The organism is Nicoliella sp. ESL1149, assembly GCF_058107265.1.
In genome coordinates, this window is the sequence record NZ_JBYLUE010000004.1 from 479,210 (window position 1) to 501,020 (window position 21,811).

At 44.0% G+C, this 21,811-nt stretch carries 1 protein-coding gene (only partly in view); it reads left to right on the top strand.

Annotated elements, in window-relative coordinates:
* On the top strand, positions 1-21,446 hold the 3' portion of the coding sequence (locus AC3B6G_RS08245) for a DUF5776 domain-containing protein (RefSeq protein WP_489849938.1). It extends 20,416 nt beyond the left edge of the window; the window shows 21,446 of its 41,862 coding nt (coding positions 20,417-41,862); its start codon lies off the left edge, out of view; its stop codon occupies positions 21,444-21,446.
* Positions 21,447-21,811: the final 365 nt, after the last annotated feature.

Here is a 21,811-nt window from a genome sequence, read left to right on the forward strand (position 1 = left end):
CTATTAGTCTTCAAGCAAGTGTAACTGCTTCTGCTAGTTCTGCTGCTTCCAGTACTGCTTCTAATCATGGTGGTAGTGGTGCTAGTTCTGCCAACTCTGCAGCTAGTGTTGCTTCTGCCGTTTACAGTGGCGTCGTTATCGATAGTAATAACGCTGCTAAGTATTCATCAGAAGCTAACTCCGCTTCGACTGCCGTTAGTCAAGAAGCAACTAGTGCAACTTCAATCGCATCGCAAGTTAATAGCTTTTACGCTAATAACACTAGTGATGCGCTTATTAAGAGTGCCAACGCAGTTGCTAATAGTGCCGTTAATATCATTAATATCAATAGTTACGATGCCAGCAAACAAAGTAGTGTTGCCGCCAGTGCTAGTCAAGCCATTTCATCAGTAGCAACTGATGTTTCAATCGCTAATAGTATCGCCGCTAGCGATGTCGCTAGTGCTAACAATGATTACAGTACCGCCGCTAGTTACTATGCTGCTGGGAACACTTCAGCTGGGGATGCAACCGCATCAAATGCTGATCAACTAGTTAATAGTGCCAGTGCTCAAGCTGCGATTGCTTCAACTAAGGCTAATGACGTCCATAGTTATGCAAGTCTTGGTAGTTCCGCTGCTGCTCAAGCTATCAGTGACGAAAGTGCGGTCACTTCTGCATCTATCGCAATCAACAGTGCTTTAGCATCCGCTGCGAACGAAGCTGCTTCAATGGCTAATAGTGGTGCTCAAAATTCTAATTCTAACGCTGCTAATAATGCTAATGACGCTAGTGCAAATACCAACGCTGCGAACTCAACTGCTAGTTCTGCTAATAATGCAGCCATCTCAGCATCTAACGCCGCTGCAAGTGCTGCTAATACAGCAAGTGCAAATCCAAGTAACGCAGCCGTTAGTTCCGCTGCCAGTGTGGCCAAGAATGCGGCTTCTACTGCAGCCAGTGCCGCTAGTGCTGCTCAAAGTCATGCTAACGAGGCTTCAAGTGCTTCTAGCAAGGCTGCTAGTGATGATGTTGTTGTTTCAAGTGAAGCATCGCTTGCTAGTTCAGCAAACACCGCTGCTAATAACGCTAATAAGATTGCTAGTTCTGCTGCCATTGCGGGCAACAGTTCTATTGCCGCCAGTGCCGCTTCTGCAGCCAGCATCGCCGCTTCCGTTGCGCAATCTGCTTCAATCGCTGCTTCTACAGCTGCTAACGATGGGGCAAACCAAGCATCGCTTGCTAGTTCAGCTAATAATGCTGCTAGTGCTGATAGTAAGAATGCCGCCAGTGCTAATAGTGCCGCTTCATCTGCTAATAGTGCCGCTACCAGTGCTGCCAATGCCAATAGTGCTAATTCCGGTTCAGCCAGCTCCGCTTCCGCTGCTGGAAGTTCAGTCGCTAATGCCACTTCTGATGCATTTGCTTCAATGGATATTGCTCCAGTTAGTCGTGCTAATAGTATTGCTAACTCTGCTGCCAATACCACGCTTGATTATAGTGCTTCTGCTACGACTCAAGCATCAATTGCTGCCAGTATCGCTAGTGCTAATCAACAAAATAGTGCTGTGGCCAGGGCCAACTCTGTTGCTCAAAGTGCTAACACATTAGTATCCAGTTACAATGCGGATGCCCAAGTTCAATCGAGCATTGCTGCTAGTGCTTACAGTGCTGCACAATCGGCATACAATAAGGCTAGTCAAGATAGTATCAATGCCAGCGCTGCAGTTCAAACGATCGATAGTTTAGTTGCTCAAGGTAGTAATGCTTATAACCAAGGCAATGAGATTGCCGGAAGCGTCTTCTATTCTCAAGCCGTTAGTGCGAACGACAGTATGCAAAGTGCTCATTATGATAGTGATGCTAGTGCTCAATCATCAATCTTTGCTAAGTTGACGACGTCAGCTCAATCAGCTGCCATGCAAGCACAAAAGGATGTTAAGAGTGCTTCTGTTCAACTTGTAGTCGTAAATTCTGCCGCTAGTTCTGCCGCTTCTGCAGCTAGTTCCGCCAGTGCTAACAGTAAGTCCGCTAGTGCTAATAGTAGTGCCGCTAGTTCTGCTAATTCAGCTGCAATTAATATTAATAGTGGCATTAATGCTAACATGGGATCAATCAGTGCCTATGTTAATAGTACAAATAGTTACGCTGCTCAAGCTGCAACCAATACGGCATCAGCTCAACAAGCTTACAGTAATTTGACCAGTCTTGCGAATGCGAATAAGACGAACCCATCATTAGCTAGTTATGCGAACATTGCTAGTCAAGCAATCAACTTGATCATCTCTGCGAATGCTGATGCGCAAGTTCAAAGCTCGATCGCCAATGCAGCATTATCATCTGCTAATAGTGATAACAGTCTTGCTACTAGTCTTGCCGCTCAAATTTCCGCTGATTCTAGTAACGCTGCTACTTACATTAGTGAAGCTAACTCGTATTACGAACAAGGAAGTTCCATGGCTGGTAGTATGATTGCTGCTAGTGCCGCTAGTGCGGCTAGTGATGCAAGTAATGCTGTTATTAGCTTAGCTGCCCAAAGTGCGGCCATTATTGGTTACAACAGTGTCGCTAGTGCGGCTGCGGTTCAAGCATCCAAGGATGTTCAAACCATTAGTTTCCAAGCTAGTGTTACAAGTTCAGCTAGTTCCGTTGCTTCAAGTGCGGCTTCTAACAATAGTAGTAGTAATTCTAGTAGCCCAAGCTCTGCTGCGAGTGCTGCTTCAGTTGCCTTCAGTGGGGTTTCTACTGATAGTAGTAATGCTACGAAGTACTCATCTGAAGCTCATTCCGCTTCCGTTGCAATTAGTGATGAAGCTACTAATGCTAGTCAAGTTGCTAGTGAAGTTAATAGCATCTACGCTATCGATACTAATAACGCTACTTTCAAGAGTGCTAACAGTGTTGCTAATAGCGCCATGAACACGATCAACGTAAATAGTTTCGATGCCAACTTGCAAAGTAGTATTGCTTCGAGTGCCAGCTCTGCGGTTGCCAGTGCTTATGCCGTTGCTTCAAGTGCTAACATGGCTGCTTCAAACGCCGCTTCAACTGCTAACGGCGATTACAGTACCGCTGCTAGTTACTATGCTGCTGGAAATACTAAGTCCGGGGATGCCTTCAACAGTATTGCTAATTCCTTAGTAATCGTTGCTAGTTCTAACGCAACTATCGCATCTAATAACGCTTCTGCGACCCATAGTTTAGTAAACGTTGCCAGCACCGCAGCCTCAAGGGCCATTACTGATGAAAGCATCGTTGCTTCTGCTTCGATTGCTATCAACAGTGCCTTAGCTTCCGCTGCTTCGAATGCTGCTTCGAGTGCTAATAGTGGAGCTCATAGTTCATCATCAATTGCATCCAGTGCTAACGATGCTGCTTCAACCAACAATAGCGCTGCTAAGAATGTAGCTTCCAATGCTAACAATAATGCAAGTGCCGCTGCTAAGATTGCTTCCGCTGCGGTTAGTGCGGCTAGTGCTAACGCTAATAATTCAGCCTTGAGTAGTGCTGCTTCGACTGCTAAGAGTGCTGCATCCACGGCATCTAGTGCCGCTAGTGATGCTCAAAGTTATGTTAGTGAAGCCTCCGCTGCTTCTACGAAAGCATCATCAGATAACGCGATTGCTTCTGGTCAAACATCGATCGCTAGTGCTGCCAACGCGATTGCATCTAGTCAAGCATCAATTGCTAGCTCCGCTGCTGCCCAAGGTGATAGCTCAACTGCATCTATTGCTGCCAGTGCTGCTAGTGCTGCTGCTGCTAATGCTGAATCAGCAAGTATCGCTGCTTCTAAGGCAGCTGCCGATGCATCCAGTGCTGCTGCAATTGCTAGTTCAGCTAATAGTGCTGCCACTGTCGATAGTAGTACAGCAACTTCTGCCAATAGTGCGGCTAGTTCCGCTGCGAGTGCTGCTGGATCAGGTAACAATAACTCTAGTGCCGCAAGTTCTGCTTCAGCTAATGCATCCAGTGCCGCATCAGCAACAATCAGTATCGCTAATAGTGCCAATACCGACGACAAGATTGCTAGTGAAGCCGCTAGTGTTGCAAACTCAGATGCGAACGTCGTTAATGGCTACTCTGCTACAGCAACGACATTAAGTGCTCAAATGAGTAACTATGTTGCCCAAAATCCTAATAATAGTTTGATCTCAAGTGTTGCTAGTTCCTTTACTAGTGCAAGCAACGCCTTGAACGATATCAATACCAATATCCAAAGTGCTAATTCCGCTGCCCAAGCTGCCTATCAACTTACCAGTTCCGCTACTAGTGTGGTCAACAGCGATAATTTCGTTGCTATTTCAGATGCAAACATGGCAAGCTTCTATGCTTCTCAAGCTGAATCTGAAAATGCTAATGGTAACTATGCTCAAGCTAGTTCCTTTAACGTTAATGCGGCTAGCTATGCAGATGCTGCCAATAAGTTGATTGCAACGACTAGTTCCGTTGCTGCAAGTGTAGCAATCGAAACTTCTGTGGCCCAAAGTGCATCTTCTGTTGCCAACAGTGATCGTGCTAAGGCCAGTGCTTTAAGCATCTTGATCAGTAACACGGTCAACTCAGCAAGTGCTGCTTCAGGTGCTGCAAGTGATGCAAGCAAGGCATCCAGTGCTGCATCAGATGCTTCAAGTGTCAATAGTGGAGCTCAAAGTGATAATTCAGCTGCTAGTTCCGCCAATAGTGCGGCTACTTCAGCATCCACAGCTACTAATAGTGCTGCTTCAAGTGCTGCTTCCGCAGCTGCTAGTGCTTCCGCAGCTGCTAAGTCCGCTGCTTCTCATGCTTCTGCTAACCCAGCTGCCTCCAGTGCTGCTAGTCAAGCTAGTTCCGCTGCCAGTGCCGCTAGTGCTGCTGCAAGTAAAGCAGCTGTTGACTCAAGCAAAGCCGGTGCTGAATCCAGCGCTGCTGCTTCCGCTAGTGCTGCTGCATCTAGTGCCGCTGCTTCTGCTAGTGCTGATAACAGTACCGCTTCGAGTGCTGCCAGTGCTGCCAGTTCTGCCGCTTCCAATGGTGATAGTTCAACCGCATCCAGCGCCGCTAGTCAAGCTAGTTCCGCTGCCAGTGCTGCTAAGTCCGCTAGTGCTGCTGCATCTAGTGCCACTAGTGCTGCAAAGAGTCATGCTAGTGCTGCTAGTTCGGCTGCTAGTGATGCTTCAAACGCTAATAGTACTGCTAGTTCTGCTAACAGTGCCGCTAGTTCCGCTTCGAATGCGGCTTCATCCGCTGCTAATGCCGGATCCAATGGTTCTGATAGTGCCAGTTCAATTGCTTCCAGTGCCAACAGTAAGGCTACCGTTATTAGTCACGAAGCTACTTCGGTTGATGTTAATGCTAGTTCCGCTAGTTCAGATGCCAAAGTCGCTAGTTCAGCTACGAGTGTCATTGCTGGCTTCAACAGTCAAGCCTTCGTTCAATCAATGAACATTTCAAGCTACGCTAGCGAATACAGTTCCAATGAAGTGATATCAAGTGCTAACGCAGTTGCTTCATCTGCTGCCAGTGCCATTAATAGTTATTACAGTGATGCCCAAGTTCAAAGCAGTACTGCTGCCACTGCTTACATTGTCGCAAGTATTGCTGCTGCTAAGGCAGATCAAGACAATGCCTTTGCGTCATCTGGAGCTTCGATTGCGAATAGCTTAGCTAGTGAAGCTTCCAGTGCTTACGAAACTGGAAACATTTCTAGTGGTGACAACTTCAATACACAAGCTAAGGTCATCGCTGATAACATTGTTAACTATGAAAAAGATGCGAATGCTCAATCTAGTACGGCAGCTACTGCTACCACCACCGCTAGTGTTGCAGCTTCTAAGGCGGTTGCCGATATGAATTCCGCGTCTGAAGTTGAAGTTTCATTAGCTGCAGCAAGTGCCAGTGCTTCTAATACTGCTAAATCTGCTAGTGCGAATGCTTCTGGAACCTCTGCTAACAGTAGTGCCGCTAGTCATGCTGGTAACGTTGCCAATAGCGTTGTTAGTGCTAATACTAATAACGATGACTTGGTTCACAGTTATGCTAGTGATACCATTAGTTACGCTACGATTGCATCTTCCAACGCGGCAAGTGCCATCGTTGCTGATGGGAAGTTGAACAGTATTGCTTCAACTTATCCAAGCAATACCGAATTATCAAGATATGCTTCTGCTGCTAGTGTCGCATTGTCATTGATCAGCTCTGCTGCTAATGACGCCATGAAACAATCTAGTCTTGCTAACTCAGCAGTTACTCAAGCTGATGCATTAAGTAGTGCTGATGTTGCTGGGTCCACTGCTGTATCAAGTTATGCAGCTTTAGTAACTAGTTATGATAATGTTGCTAACTCTTACTACAATGCGGGGAATGTTACGAGTGGGGATGCTGCCGCTGCTAGTGCTAAGGCTTACGCTCAAAGTGCTAGTGCTACAGCTACCCAAATGTTCAGTGATGCCACTAATATTCAATTATTAGTAAGTGTTGCTAGTTCTGCTGCTTTTCAAGCTTCTAACGATATTAATACGATTAGCTTACAAGCTAGTGAAATTAACAGTAATAGTTCCGCAGCTTCAAGTACGGCTTCAGATGCTAATAATGGTAGTAGTTCAGCTAATAGTGCATCTAATGCTGCTAGTTCTGCTGCCAGTGTAACTAGTTTGACGTATAGTGGAGCCACTACGAACTTATCAGTTGTTTCTGATTACAATAGTACCGCAAGTTCCGCTGCCGTAGTCGTTAATAACAATGCGAACTCAATGAGTGCCGTTATTAATACGATCAACAGTTACGCTAGTCAAAATGCTGGTAACAGTGCCATTAATAGTGCATTGAGTACCGCTAACAGTGCGAAGGCCGTTATGGATAGTGCTAACAGTGATGCCCAAATTCAAAAGAATGCGGCCGCTAATGCTTACGCTAATGCTTCTCAACAAGCAAGTGCGGTTGCTAGTGCGAATGACGTTGCTGCCAATGCCACGAGTGCTGCTAATAAGGCTTACCAAGATGCCGTTAGTGCTTATGCTAAGGGTGATAATAACGATGGAAGCATCGCAACTTCAGTTGCCATTAGTGCCGCTAACGTTGCTAGTTTCGCTGTGCAAAATGCAGCGAACGCATCGAATGCCGTCGTTTCATTGACCAGTGTTGCTTCTAGTGCCGCTAGCCAAGCTACTGTTGATGAAAAAGTAGCAAGTAATGCTGTGATCGTGATCAGCAATGCTAATAGCAATGCTAGTTCTGCATCCAGTGCGGCTAGTTCTGCAGCTTCTAGTGCCGCTTCCGCATCCAGTGCTACTAACAGTAGTGCTACTAGTTCTGCAAGTAGCAATGCTGCTTCCGCTAGTGCTTCGATTGGGAGTTATGCTGGAGCTACAATTCAATCTGCTAGTGATGCTGCTCGATTCGCATCCATCGCAAGTAGTGCTGCTGCCGTGGTTGCCAGTGATTCAGCTGATGCAGATAGAGCAAGTGCTCAAGTAAGTGCATTCAACTCCGCTCATCCAAACAATGCGACGCTTCAAAGTGCTAGCACCACTATCAATAGTGCTAGTGCAGCGATTAACAGCCTAGCATCAGATGCTCAAGCTCAACATCAAATTGCGAGTGCTCAAGCTATGATTGCATCTAGTGCTGCCAACGTCGTTAATAGTATTAATGCCAATGCTGCAATGAATGCTAATATGGCTAGTGTCTTTGCTTCACAAGCTGCTTCCGCTAATAGTAATGGTAGCTATGCATTAGCTAGTGATCTTAACAAGAGTGCTGTTAGTTACGCTGCTATCGTTGCTTCAACGGTCGATTCTGCAAATGCTGCTTCAACAACTGCTAGTGTTGCGACCCAAATCGCATCTAGTGCAGCTGCAAAGGCTGATAGTGATGAAAGTGCTGCGAATGCACAAGTTGTTGTGATCAATTCTGCAAGTTCTGATGCTAATAATGCTAATAGTGCGGCTAGTGATGCATCGAATGCATCTAATGCTTCATCAATTGCATCAAGTGCTACTAGTGAGGCATCTAGTTCCACTTCTACTGCTAGTTCTGCCAACAGTATTGCTAGTTCCGCTAATAGTGATGCTTCTGCCAATGCCAGATCTGCCAGTGCTGCAAATAGTGCAGCCAGCAAGGCGGCTAGCGATGCTGCTTCAACCGCCTCTGCTAACTCGAATAATTCCGCTGTCTCATCTGCTGCTTCGACCGCATCATCTGCGGCATCAATTGCTAGTTCCGCTAATAGTGCAGCCCAAAGTGATTCTGCAACAGCAAGTAAGGCTGCTAGTCAAGCTAGTGATGATAACAGTACAGCAAGTGCTGCTAATAGTGCGGCTAATGATGATAATTCAACGGCATCAAGTGCCGCTAGCGAGGCAAGTAAGGCTGCTCAAAACGGCGATAGTTCTGCTGCCTCATCCGCTGCTTCAATTGCTTCATCTGCAGCTAGTCAAGCTATCATTAATAGTTCAAAGGCTGCTAGCGCTGCTAGTGCCGCTCAAAGCAATGCGATTGTCGTTAGTTCTGCTGATAGTCGGGCAAGCAAAGATAATAGTGCTGCCAATTCCGCTAATAGCATTGCTAGTTCTGCTGCCTCTGCTGGTTCGAATGCCGCAATTAATTCAACTGCTGGAAGTGGTAGTGCTTCAGCAGCTTCTAGTTCCGCTAATAGCATTGCTTCTGCAACAACGGTGATTGCCACATCTACGACTGCGAATGCTTCATTAGCAATTGTTGATGCTAAAATCGCTAGTTCCGCTACTATCGTTACTAGTTCATATAACAATACAGCTTCTACTCAAGCTTCAATGATTAATTCATTAGCAATCGATAACTTAGCTGATGCAACCGTTCAAAGTGCGAAGAACGATGCCGTTAGTGCGGCTGCTAAGATCAATAGTTTAAATGCGGATGCTCAAAATCAATCCACGATTGCATCTTCAGCTGCTTCTACTGCAGTTGTAGCATCGATCAAGGCTGATCAAGATAATCAATCTGCTAGTCAAGGTGCTAAGGACATTAATAACATTGCTTCCCAAGCTAATAGCTACTTTGCTGCTGGCAATGCTGTTAATGGTAGTCTCTTGAACTCACAAGCTACCAGCATGGCAGCTAGCTTAGTTCAATATGAGAACGATGCGAAGGCTCAATCTGCGGTTGCTCAATCACAAACGAACATCGCCAGCTCTGCTGCTTCTCAAGCCATTGCCGATGAAAGTGGTGCTAGTTCATACATTTTAGTAATTAGTTCTGCAAGTAACGCAGCAAGTTCTGCTGCTAGTGAAGCAAGTAAGAACTCTAGTGCCTCAAGTTCTGCAGCTTCCAGTGCTAACAATAGTGCTGCCAATGATACTAATAGTATTGCTAACAGTGCTGCTACTGGAATTGCTACGAATGTTAGTGCTGTTAATTCATATGCTTCAGCAACCACGAGTTATGCGAACGAAGCCAATATCATTTCCATGACGGTATCATCTGAAAATAATGCCGTTCAAAGCTTAGCTACGCAAAACTCCAATTCGGCGCTCACTAGTTATGCTATCATTGCTAGTTCTGCTAATAGTGCGGTTAATAGTTATGCTATTGATGCTAATGTTCAATCCAGCGTTGCTAATAGTGCTGCTTCGAATGCTAATAGTATCAACGCTAACACGAACAGCTTAATGAATAGTGTTGCGACTGCATCTAGTCAAGTTGCTAACTTTGATAGTTTAGCTAATGCTGCTTACAGTAACCGTGATAGATCTGCTGGGGATAGTTATGCTGCCCAAGCACGGAATGCTGTGTCTCAAGCTAGTGCTGCTGCAAATACTTTAGTTCAAAATAATGCTACAATTCAAAGTAATACTCAAATCGCCAGTGTGGCCGCTTCTAATGCTGCTGCTGACATCCATAACATTAGTGTTCAGGCTAGTGTCATGAGTAGTGCATCTAATGCTGCTAATAATAATGCATCTAGTGCAACTAGTGGTTCTAACTCTGCTAGTTCGGCATCCAGTACAACCAGTGTGGCTAGTTCGGCAATCAACGTTAATTACAACGCTGCCAGTGGGGATGACCAAGCTGCTTCGATTGCTGCTAGTCAAGCCAGTTCCGCTGCAAATGTCGTAAGTAACACCGCCACTGTTAACAACAGTATCGCTAACGCAATCAACAGTTACTACAACGCTGATTCTAATAACATGGTCTTCAAGGATGCTTCAGTTGCTGCTTCAACTGCAATGCAAACGATCAATAGTGCGAATGCTGATGCTCAAGTTCAAAGCGTCATCGCTATTAGTGCTTATACATTAGTTCACTCCGCATTTAATACAATTTCTGCTGCCAGTGTCGCTCTTACAAACGCAATCAGTTCTGCTAACAGTTATTACGTCGCTGCTTATAGTGCCTATGCTGCTGGAAACTTGATTGCTGGTTCCACCTACACGAGTGAAGCTCAATCATTTGCTAAGAGTGCCAGTGTTACTGCTTCAATCACCAGTACGTTAGCAAGTAATGCCGAAGACACTACCATTTCAGCTCAAAGTGCTGCGCAACGTGCGATCGAAGATGAAAAGACTGCTAGTGTTGCAGCACTTTCCATTGCCAGTGCGGCTAGTTCTGCAGCCAGTGCCAATAGTAGTGCTAATAACAGTGCCGCTAGCTCCGCTAGTGCTGCTAAGTCAACTGCTTCTAGTGCAAACGCTACTGTTAATAGCTATGATAAAGCTGCTGATGCAAATGCAAAAGCTGCTTCCATTGCTAATAGTCAAGCTAGTTCAGCTGCAACGATCGTTAATAGTTACGTTGCTCATGCTGATCAACAAAGCAGCTTAATGAGTAGCTTCGCTAGTCAAGACAGTAGCAATGCGGTTATTAGCAGTGCTGCCAGTGCCTTTAATACTGCCAGTGCAGCCTTGAGTAGTGTTAATAACGATGCTAATGAGCAAAGTGTTGCCGCTAGTTCTGATTACGTCGTTGCTAGTTCCGCTGCTAGTGCTGCTGATAGTGCCAGTGTTGCTGCTAGTTCGACTGCCAATATGGCAAGTGTATATGCTAGTCAAGCTGCCATTGCAAATAATAACCATAACTACAGTTTAGCTAGTCAATTTAATTCAACTGCTGCTTCATATGCAATCGATACGCAAAATGAAATTGATGTTGCTAGCTCTGCTGCGAACGCTACTTCAAGTGCAACTTCAGCTGCTCAAACTGCTGCTAGCCAAGCCATTAGTGATCAAAATAAGGCGAAGGAATTAAATGCCACCATTGATAGTACAACTAGTTCAGCTTCTGCTGCTAGTGCTGCTGCTTCGAATGCATCGAAGGCTGCCAACGAAGCTTCTGCTGCTAGTGCCGCATCTGACGGTGCTAATAGTAGTACCTCAACTGCTGCCAACGCTGCTTCTTCAGCAACTGGGCATGCCGCTAATGCAAACTCGAATGCAAATTCTGCTGCTAGTTCCGCTAACTCTGCTGCCAATGCTGCCAACTCTGCTGCTTCGATTGCTTCTGCTAACTCTAACAACAATGCTGTCAAGAGTGCGGCAGCTGCTGCCCAAAGTGCTGCCAGTGCTGCCAGTGCTGCTGCTAATGCAGCTTCCAGTCATGCTAGTCAAGCAACTAGTCATGCTAATCATGCTAGTTCTGAAGCTTCTGCTGCTAGTTCCGCTAGCACAAATGCTTCTGTCGCTAGTTCAACTGCCAACAGTGCCGCTTCTGCCGCAAGTGCTGCCGCTTCTAAAGGTGATAGTGCAAACGCATCTAGTGCTGAAAATATCGCTAGTTCTGCTGCTTCCGCTGCTAAGAATGCTAGTTCAATTGCTGCTAGTGCCGCTAGTGCTGCACAAAGCGATAATAGTGCTGCTAGCTCCGAAGCGAGTCAAGCATCGAAGGAAAATAGTAATGCAAGTTCCGCTGCTTCAACTGCCACAAGTGCTAACTCAACGGCTAGTTCTGCAGCTGATAGTAGTAAGTCCGGTGCTTCTCAGGCTTCTAACAATGCAATCTCTGGTAACAGTATTGCGGTAGTTATTTCCGGAGAAGCAAAGGCTGCTGATACGAATGTCGTCAACGCTAGTGACTATGCTAGTGTTGCTAGTTCAGCTGCTAGCGTAACTTCTGGTTATAATAGTGCTGCCATCAGTCAAGCTGCTGTGGTTTCTAGTTTTGCTGATTACTACCCAAGTAATGCTGTGATCAGTAGTGTTGCCATTGTCGCTTCAAGTGCTGCTACGCAAATAGCTAGTCACAATTCAGACGCTCAAGCTCAAAAGAGTACGGCTTCTGATGCCTATATCACTGCAAGTACGGCTGCTTCTCAAGCTGATCAAGATAACAGAATGGCCGTTAGTGCTGCTTCTGGAATTAATTCATTAGCTTCCTTAGCAATCAGTGCTTACAACAATGGTGATATTACGACCGGTGATATTTATAACGATCAAGCTAGTGCTGGCGTTAAGAACATGCAAAGCTATCAAGCAGATGCTGCTAGTCAATCTAGTATTGCATCTTCAACAACTGTCGTTGGTAGTAAAGCAGCTTCTCAAGCAGTTACTGATGAAAAGGCTGCTAGTGCTGCTGCTATCATCCTTAGTTCTGCCACAAGTACTGCTAGTTCAGCGGCTGCTAAGGACAGCTCTAATAGTGATGCTTCTGGGGCTAACAGTAAGGCTGCTAGTCATGCTAACAGCCTTGCTACGAGCGTTGTTTCGGCTGACTTCACTAATGATCAATTAGTTCACAGTTACGCTAAATCTGCCGTTTCATATGCTGCTAAAGCATCTAGTGTTGCTAACTCAGCTAACTCTGCCTTTGATAGTTTGAACACGTTAACTTCTGATAATCCAAGCAACTACTCCTTAGCCGGTTTTGTTGCCCAAGCTAGTTCCGCAATGGCGGTCGTTAATAATGCTTCTAGTGATGCTAGTCATCAATCTAGTGTGGCTAATGAGGCAGTCATTCAAGCTGATTCGTTGAGTGCTGCTGATAATAGTTACAGTGCTGCAATTACAAGTGGCGTTGCCGAAGTTTCAGCTAACGATAGTCAAGCGAATGTGGCTTACGCAACTGGCAAGAATTCATTAGGTGATTCATATGCTGCTAACGCTAAATCAGCGGCTGCCAAAGCAACTCAAACTGCTGCTGTAATGAGTAGCAATGCGATTGCCATCAATAGTTTAGCCAGTGTTGCTAGTTCCGCTGCTTCTCAAGCCTCTGCCGATGTCACTAACATTAGCTTCATGGCCATTGTAATTTCGAGTGCGAGCGCCGCTGGTTCTAGTGCTGATAACAGTAACGCCAGTGGATCTGCTTCCGCTAGTTCCGCTGCTTCCAGTGCCAATGCTGATTCAAATGCAGCCAGTGTTGCTTACAGTAAAGCTAACGCTAACTTATCATCTGCTTCCGCTAACGATAGTGCCGCTGATTCTGCAGCGAGTGTTGTAAATTCCACTGCTACTACTAACAGTCAAACTACTAGCATGATCAATAGTTACTTTAGTGCTAACCCTAATGACAGTACCATGATCAGTGCTTCAAGTGTTGCTAATAGTGCAATGGCAACGATCAATTCCGTTAACTCTGATGCCCAAAAGCAAGCTAACATTGCTGATAATGCATACAATGCAGCTTCAGAACAAGTAAGTACCGCTTCATCTGCTAATAGCGTTGCCTTTAATGCTGCTCAAATTGCTAACAGTGCTTACAGTCAAGCTGCTTCAGCATATGCGTTTGGCGATACCACGATTGGTTCTCAACAATTATCAATTGCGCAATCCGCAGCTATCATTGCCAATGCGGCAATGATTACAGCTGAAAATGCGTCTAGTGCTACGATTAGTTATACGAACATTACTAGTTCTGCTGCAGCTCAAGCCATTGCCGATGAAAACACCGCAAACGTGTCAGGAATTACGATTAGCAATGCTGCTAAAGATGCTTCAAATGCTGCTAACAATGCTTCCAGTGCAACTTCCAGTGCAGCTCGTTCAGCTGCTTCAAAGGCAACTTCCGCAAACAATGCAACATTTAACTTTGCTAGTGTTGCCAGTGCGAATGCATCTTCTGCAGTTAGTGATGCAAATGTTGCTTCCAGTGCGGCAAGGGTTGTTAATAGTTACGCTATTAGTGCTGCGGTTCAAAGTGCTAAAATGAGTAGTTTTGTCGCTAACATCAGTGGTAATGCTTCCATTGCAGCTGCTGTTAGTGCCTTCAACAGTGCTAGTGCTGCTATTAATAGTTACAGTCAAGATGCCAATGCACAAAAGGCAATGGCAAGTACGGCTGCTAGTGTGGCAGTTGCAACGGCTAGTGTGGCTAATAGTGCTAGCGTTGTCGCTAGTGTTAACGCTGCGATAGCTCAAACATTTGCTAGTCAAGCCCGTTCTGCTAATAGTGCATCTAACTATGCTGAGGCTGATCAACTCAACCAAAGTGCTACTAGTTATGCCAGTGTGGCTGCTGGAGCAGGTATGATCGCTAGTTCTGCAGCATCTACTACTGCTAGTGCGACCGTGATTGCATCTAGTGCTGCTTCTAATGCGATTGCCGATGAAAGTTCTGCGGCTTCAACAATTATTACTATCAATAACATTGCGAGTGCAACTAGCAACGCGTCTAATGCTGCCAGTGATAGTGTAGTTACATCCAGTGCTGCTAGTGGAACTTCAAATGATAATAGTAAAGCTGATAGTGAAGCCAATGCTGCTAACAATAATGCTAGTGCTGCTGCCAACAGTGCAGATGCTGCTAACGCTAACAATGCGGCTGCTTCCGCTGCTGCCAATGCGGCCATTAGTGCTGCTAATGCTCAACCAAGTAACGCCATTTTGAGTTCCGCAGCTAGTGCAGCCGAAAGTGCCAATGCAATCGCTTGCTCAGCCAATAGTGCTGCATCCAGTGCGGCAAGTCTTGCTAGTTCTGCTGCTAATGTCGCTAGTTCTGCATCTAGCACGGCCGATAGTGCTAATAGTGCTGCTGCCAATGATAGTGCGAATGCTGATTCAGCATCCAGTGCTGCAGCCAGTGCCGCTGCTAAGGGTGATACAAGTACTGCTGCCAATGATTCTGCAATTGCTAGTTCTGCTGCTGCCGATGCAAAGAAACAAAGTGCCGCTGCCAGTGCTGCTGCTAACATTGCTAGTTCCGCTAATAGTGCTGCAGCCAGTGCTAATAATGACGCTAATTCTGCTAATAGTATCGCTTCCAGTGCCAATAGTGCTGCTCAATCGGCTTCAACAGCTGGTTCCAGTGCTGCGAAAGCTGGTAAGTCTGGTGCTAATAGTGCTAGTGCGGCTTCCAGCTCTGCTAATAGCATTGCCGGTGCTACTTCAGTGGTTGCTACTTCCGTTTCTACTGACGCTAAGTTAGCTAGTCAATATGCTAGTGCAGCTAGTTCCGCTGCCAGTGTAACGACTAGTTATGCAAACAACGCTAACAGTAACTCTGCTGCCATTGCCACATTGAAACAAGCTAACGCTAATAATGACATCGTTAATAGTGCTAATAGCGTTGCTAGTTCTGCAGCTATCGCTATTAATAGTTTGAACGCTGATGCACAAAGTCAAAACAGCTCTGCTAACAGTGCTTACATTGTTGCTAGTTATGCAGCTTTTCAGGCTGCTCAAGATAACAGCGATGCTACTAGTACGGCTGTGAACGTGAATGCTTTAGCTAGTCAAGCAACTTCCGCATATAATACTGGCAATATCGTAGCTGGTAGTATTTACGCAACTCAAGCTATTGTTAGTGCGAGTGCAATGACATCACTTGAAAATGATGCCAAGGCTCAATCAGCAAATGTTTCTAATGCTAATACGATTGCTAGTTCCGCTGCGGCTCAAGCAATTGCTGACGAACTTTCTGCTGCGGCAATCAATGTTCAAATTAATTCTGCTAATAGTGCCGCTAGCTCGGCTGCAAGTTCTGCTGCCAGTCAAGCTACTTCTGGTAACTCGGCTGCAAGTTCTGCTGCTAGTGAAGCAAGTGCTAATAGTGCTTCTATTTCAGGTGACTACAGTGTTGCCAATGCGGATGCATCCCTTGCTGATCAAGCATCTAGTGCTGCAAGTTCAGCTGCTACGGTAGTCTCAAGCACCGCCGTTTATAACAGTAAACTTGCCAGTACCATCAATAGTTATGCTCATGATGATTCAACGAATGCTGTGATTGCCAGTGCTTCTAGTGCTGCTTCAAGTGCGATGGTCATTATTGATCATGCTAACAGTGATGCTCAAGTTCAAAATAATATTGCTTCCAGAGCTGATGTTAATGTTCATAACCTTGTGAATGCTATTTCATACGCAAGTATGGTCGTAGATAGTGGCAATGAGGTTGTTAGCTATTACTCTGAACAAGCATCCAGTGCTTATGCTGCTGGGGATGCTGTTACTGGAGTTAAGTTCATTTCGCAAGCTGCGAGTGAAGCTGCTCAAATTAGTTCGACTGCGGTAACGACTTCTAGTGCGGCTGCAAGCATTAAGAGATCGACAAGTATTGCACAAAGTGCGGCTAGTCAAGCTATTGATGACGAGAAGAATGCTAGTGTTGCTGGTTTAATGATCAGTAGTGCCAACAGTGCTGCTAGTTCCGCTGCTTCATCGGCTTCTGCTAATAGTGGTAACAACAGTTCCGCTAACTCTGCTAGTTCTGCTGCTTCTGCCGCCAGTGCAACGGTCAATAGTTATGCGATTTCTGCTAACAATAGTGCTGAAGATGCCAATCGTTATGCCTCAATCGCATCGAGTGCCGCGACAGTCGTTAATAGCGATTCTACTGAAGCCACGAAAGATAGTGCTTCAATGAATAGTTACGTTGCTAACAATCCTAATAATGATATTGTTAAGAGTGCCGCAACGTCATTAAGCAATGCTAGTGCTGCTATTAGTAGTTACAATGCTGATGCCAAATCTCAAAATGACATTGCTAGCTTAGCTGAAGTTCATGCTAAGTCTGCTGCAGCAATCGTTAATAGTTACAATGTAATCGTGAAATCAGATGCTGCAATGGCTAGTTCATATGCTACACAAGCCATTGTTGCTAATAGTAATCATGATTTTGCAGCTGCCAGTGACTTTAGTTCTAGGGCGGCAGCTTATGCTTCAAATGCTAATGCAGTTGTGCCATCCGCTGCCAATGCAAGTGTAGCAGCTTCGGTTGCTACGAGTGTTGCTAAGGATGCGGCATCGAAGGCAGTTGTTGACGAAAGTGCTGCCAGTGCTGAAATGAGTGTTATTAGTAATGCAATGAGTATGGCTAGTGCTGCTAGTGGAGCTGATAGTCAGGCATCTAGTGCTAATAGTGATGCAAGTTCTGCTGCATCGAACAGTAATGATACTTCATCAGCTAGTTCCATGGCCAGTTCCGCTGATAGTGAAGCATCTAGTGCTAATTCCATGGCTAGTTCTGCTGCTAGTGAAGCATCCAGCGCTTCTAATGCCGCTAGTTCAGCTGCTAGTGAGGCTGCATCAACGGCCTCAGCTAACTCTGGTAACAGTGCGGCCAGTTCTGCTGCTTCAGCGGCTAAGAGTGCGGCCAGTCAAGCTAGTTCTGCTGCTAGTGATGCATCAAAGGCTTCGAATGCTGCTAGTTCTGCAGCTAGTCAGGCTAGTCAAGACAGTGCGAGTGTTAAATCTGCATCTTCTGCCGCCAGTTCCGCTGCTTCAGCTGCCTCAAATGCTGCTAGTGCGGCAAGTAAGGCTGCCTCTAGTGGTGATAGCTCAACGGCATCCAGTGCAGCAAGTAAGGCTAGTGCTGAATCTAGTATCGCTAGTTCCGCTGCTTCAGCGGCTAAGAGTGCGGCCAGCCAAGCTAGTTCTCACGCTAGTGAAGCTAGTTCCGCTGCTTCAATTGCTAGTTCTGCTAACGATGCTGCTTCCGCTGCGAACTCCATTGCTAGTTCGGCTAATAGTATCGCTAGTTCTGCTGCTAAGTCATCTGTAACTCCTGCTAGTTCAGGTAGTTCAATTGATAGTCTTGCAAGTAGTGCTGCTGCTGATAGTAAGGCCAATGCAGCTTCAACTATGCAGATCAACAGTTTGAACGGAGACTTAACTAGTTCCTCGATTCAAGCTAGTTTGAATGCGAGTGTTTCTAATGATTATGTAAGTATCGCTGCCTCTGCGGCTAGTCAAGTTGCTAGTTACTATGCTGATAATCCAAAGAATGACGAAGTATTAGCAAGTCTCGCTCGGGATGCTCAACGTCAATACACGATTGCTTCAAATGCTACGAGATACGTTGAACAAGTTCAACAAGAAATTGTGATGGCTTCGACGGCGGTAAGTATGGAAGCTAGTGAAGCCAACGATAATTATCGGACTGGTTCGATTGCTGCTTCTGAAATGAAGTCTTATGTATCGATGGCTAATTTAGCTAGTGCTAATGCTCAAAATGACCTTGCTCAATACAACGTTAGTTTGGCCCAAAGTGCAGCTTCAGTTGTTGCAAGTGCTTCAATTGCTAATCAAACTAGTTTAGCTAGTGCAACTGCTTCATCAGCTAGTGCTAGTTCAGTTTCAAGTAATATTAGTACTGCTACTAAGGTTGCTTCTAGTGCCGCTAGCCAAGGGATTCAAGACGAAGACTTAGCTGCTAGCTTAACGTCAGCTGGAAATAGTAATGGTAATAATAGTGCTAATTCTATAGCTAACAGCATTGCTGTTATGAGTGCTCAAGTCGCTAATGATTTAAACGAAGTTAATTCAATTGCAACTGATGCAAATAAAGCTGCTAGTTATGCTAATAGCGTTAATAGTCAAGTCCAAAGCTTAATTCCAGTAACCGCTAGTCAAACAGCAATGGTAAATTCATTCGCTAATAATTATTCGAATTCTGCTTTATCATCAATGAATATTGCAACTCAAAGTGCAGCTGATAATATTAGTAATGCTGCTAGAAGTTTAGCTAGTGTTGCTAATAATGCTAGTGATGCTGCAAGTCGTGCTGATCGATCAGCTAGTTTGGCAAATATTCAAGCTAGTTTTGCTGATCAAGCAATTTCAATTGCAAATCGAAATACTACTGAAGCTAATGATGCTTATCGAGCCGGTGAAAAAGCAATTGGTGATATTTATATGCAACAAGCTAGTTACGCAATCAGAGATTTGAATGGAGCGATGAGTCAATTATCATTTGCCATGAATAATGCTAGTTCAGATGGCTCACAAGCAGTTCAAGCTGCTAGTCAAGCCCAGATAATTGATAATATGATTGTCAATCAACAAGCATCGATTAGTAGTGACTTTTCTTCTGCTTCTTATATCGTAATGAATATTAAAATTGATAGTGTTAATGCTAAAAAACAAGCTGCTGATAGTGCTGCTTCACAAGCCATGATCATTGCTTCGCAAGCAAATGCTTCGATGAGCAATGCTGATAGAGCAGAAGTGGAAACTAGTGTAATGAATGCGTTGGTTGAGCATTCAACTTCATTAGTTCAATCTGCGGCAACGATTGTTAATAGCTTAGCGTTGAATAGTAGTCAAAATGTTGTTGTAGCTAGTGCAAGTGCTGTAATTAGCAATGCAATGAGTACTGTTAATATGACGAGTATAACTGCTAGTTCAGCTGAGCAAGTTGCAAATGATGCACATGCCCAAGCTTCTGCAGCAGTAGAAATAGTTGATGACAATAATGCAATTGCTCAATCTACTGCTACAAATGTTAATAACATGGCAAGTCAAGCTGTATTAGCATATCGTAATGGAATTACAAGTGGTGATAATTTTGCTATAACAGTTGCAAATGACACTAATGTAGTTCAATCTGCGGAAGTAGCTGCAAGTTCTGCTGCTCAAATTGTTGATACAATGACAAGTAGTGCGGTCAGTGCTGATAGTCAAGCAACATTGGCTAGTCAAAGAGCTAGTGCTGCCAATAGTGTTGCAGCTTCAGCAATGAGTGTTGCTGTCGACAATGTTAGTGTTGCTAATTCCATCATGTCTGGAGTTGACAGTACTGCTTCTGCTGGGAATTCCAATGCAGCAATGATTACTTCAACGGTTAATAGTATTATGAATTCTATTAATTCCCTTAGTTCTCAATTAAATTCAAATGTGAACAAATTTGCTGTTATTTCCAATGCTAATGTTAGTCCTTTGATTGCTACAATTAATCCAATTATTGCTTCTGCTAGTGCAGCTGCTCAAAAAGAACGTGCAATAGCAAGTAGTTATGCTAGCGCTGCTGTGAACGCAAAGAATCAGTTGAATAGTGGGGCTGCTAACATTGCTAGTTTATCAACCATTTTAAATAGTGCTAGTGCACAAGCTAAATTTGATTTAGCATCTGGTGATATTTCCAAGGGTAGTTTGGATAGTGTCACTGCTCAATCTGCTAGTGCTGCAATGACATCAGTATATGCTGGTATAGAGATTAATAGTGATCTATATGCTAAATTAATTAGTGAAGAAACTTCTGCTGATTCTACTGCTGCTGGTGATGATAGTATTGCTAGTTCAGCTGCTAGTTCAAATTCATCTAGTTCAGCTTCTTCTGGCAATAGTTCAAACTCTGGTTCTGCAAGTTCGTCATCGGCGAATAGTAGTCATGCATCATCTAGTTCAAGTGCTTCAAGTTCGTCATCGGCGAATAGTAGTCATGCATCATCTAGTTCAAGTGCTTCAAGTTCGTCATCGGCGAATAGTAGTCATGCATCATCTAGTTCAAGTGCTTCGAGTTCGTCATCGGCGAATAGTAGTCATGCATCATCTAGCTCAAATGCATCAAGTGCTTCTTCCGATAGTCACACGAGTTCGAGTACTTCAAGTTCGTCATCGGCAAATAGTAGTCATGCATCATCTAGTTCAAATGCATCAAGTGCTTCCTCCGGTAGTCATGCAAGTTCAAGTGCTTCAAATTCGTCATCATCGAATAGTAGTCATGCAAGTTCAAGTGCTTCGAGTTCGTCATCATCGAATAGTAGTCATGCATCATCTAGCTCAAATGCATCGAGTGCTTCAAATAGCATTATTCCAAGTTCGAATTACATTTCAAATGGTGGTAATGACGGTTATATCTATAGCGGTTCAATAACTCCAACTAATTCTGCTTCTGAGAATCAGATTCCGGGTTCATCATCTGATGTTGTTTTAGATGCTGGTGTAAAACACATTTATTCAACTGAAGGGATTCAAATATATCAAGAACCAAACATTAATGGACCTCGAGTTCGCTACTATAATCCAACAAAATTAAATGAAGCAAAAGTATTTAAGATCGTTGGAGAAGTTATAGTTGACGGAAAGACTTTCTATAAATTAGCTGATGGTAATTATATCCTTAAAAAAAATCATTTCTACAACGTTTATTATCAACCAAGTGATAAAGTAAAAATGATTAAAGTCACTAAACGTGGGGGAATTCAAATCCACTCATCTAAAGACTTTAATGGAAAAGGAAAATGGGTTGCTAGAGGACGTAAATTTAAGATTGTAAGGACCGTGACCCAGGGATCAATTACACGATTCTATCTAAGTGATGGTCGTTATATTACAAGTAATAAGAAATGGGTTAAGGCAATTGATTAATTAAAAAGGACATCTCCAAAAGGGGATGTCCTTTTTAATTAATTCTAAAAAAAGGAATTACGTAAATGTGTAATATGCGTAAAAAGAATAATTATTTTACAAAAATATTTATCTAAACGGAATGTCTAATTTTTAAATAGAATATGAATGAAACTATTTATTAAAAAATATGTATAGATTTTTAAATCTAGCTTTTTATGATAAATATTTAGAATGTATTTCATGAAAGATATAGTAAATGATTAAAAAGGTTTAAATTGTTCAATATATTTCATAAGACTATGTGATTGTGCTAAAATTAAATTAGTTATAAAGAAAATAGTGTTTACATACATTTATATAAAATCATTTAAGTAAATTTAATG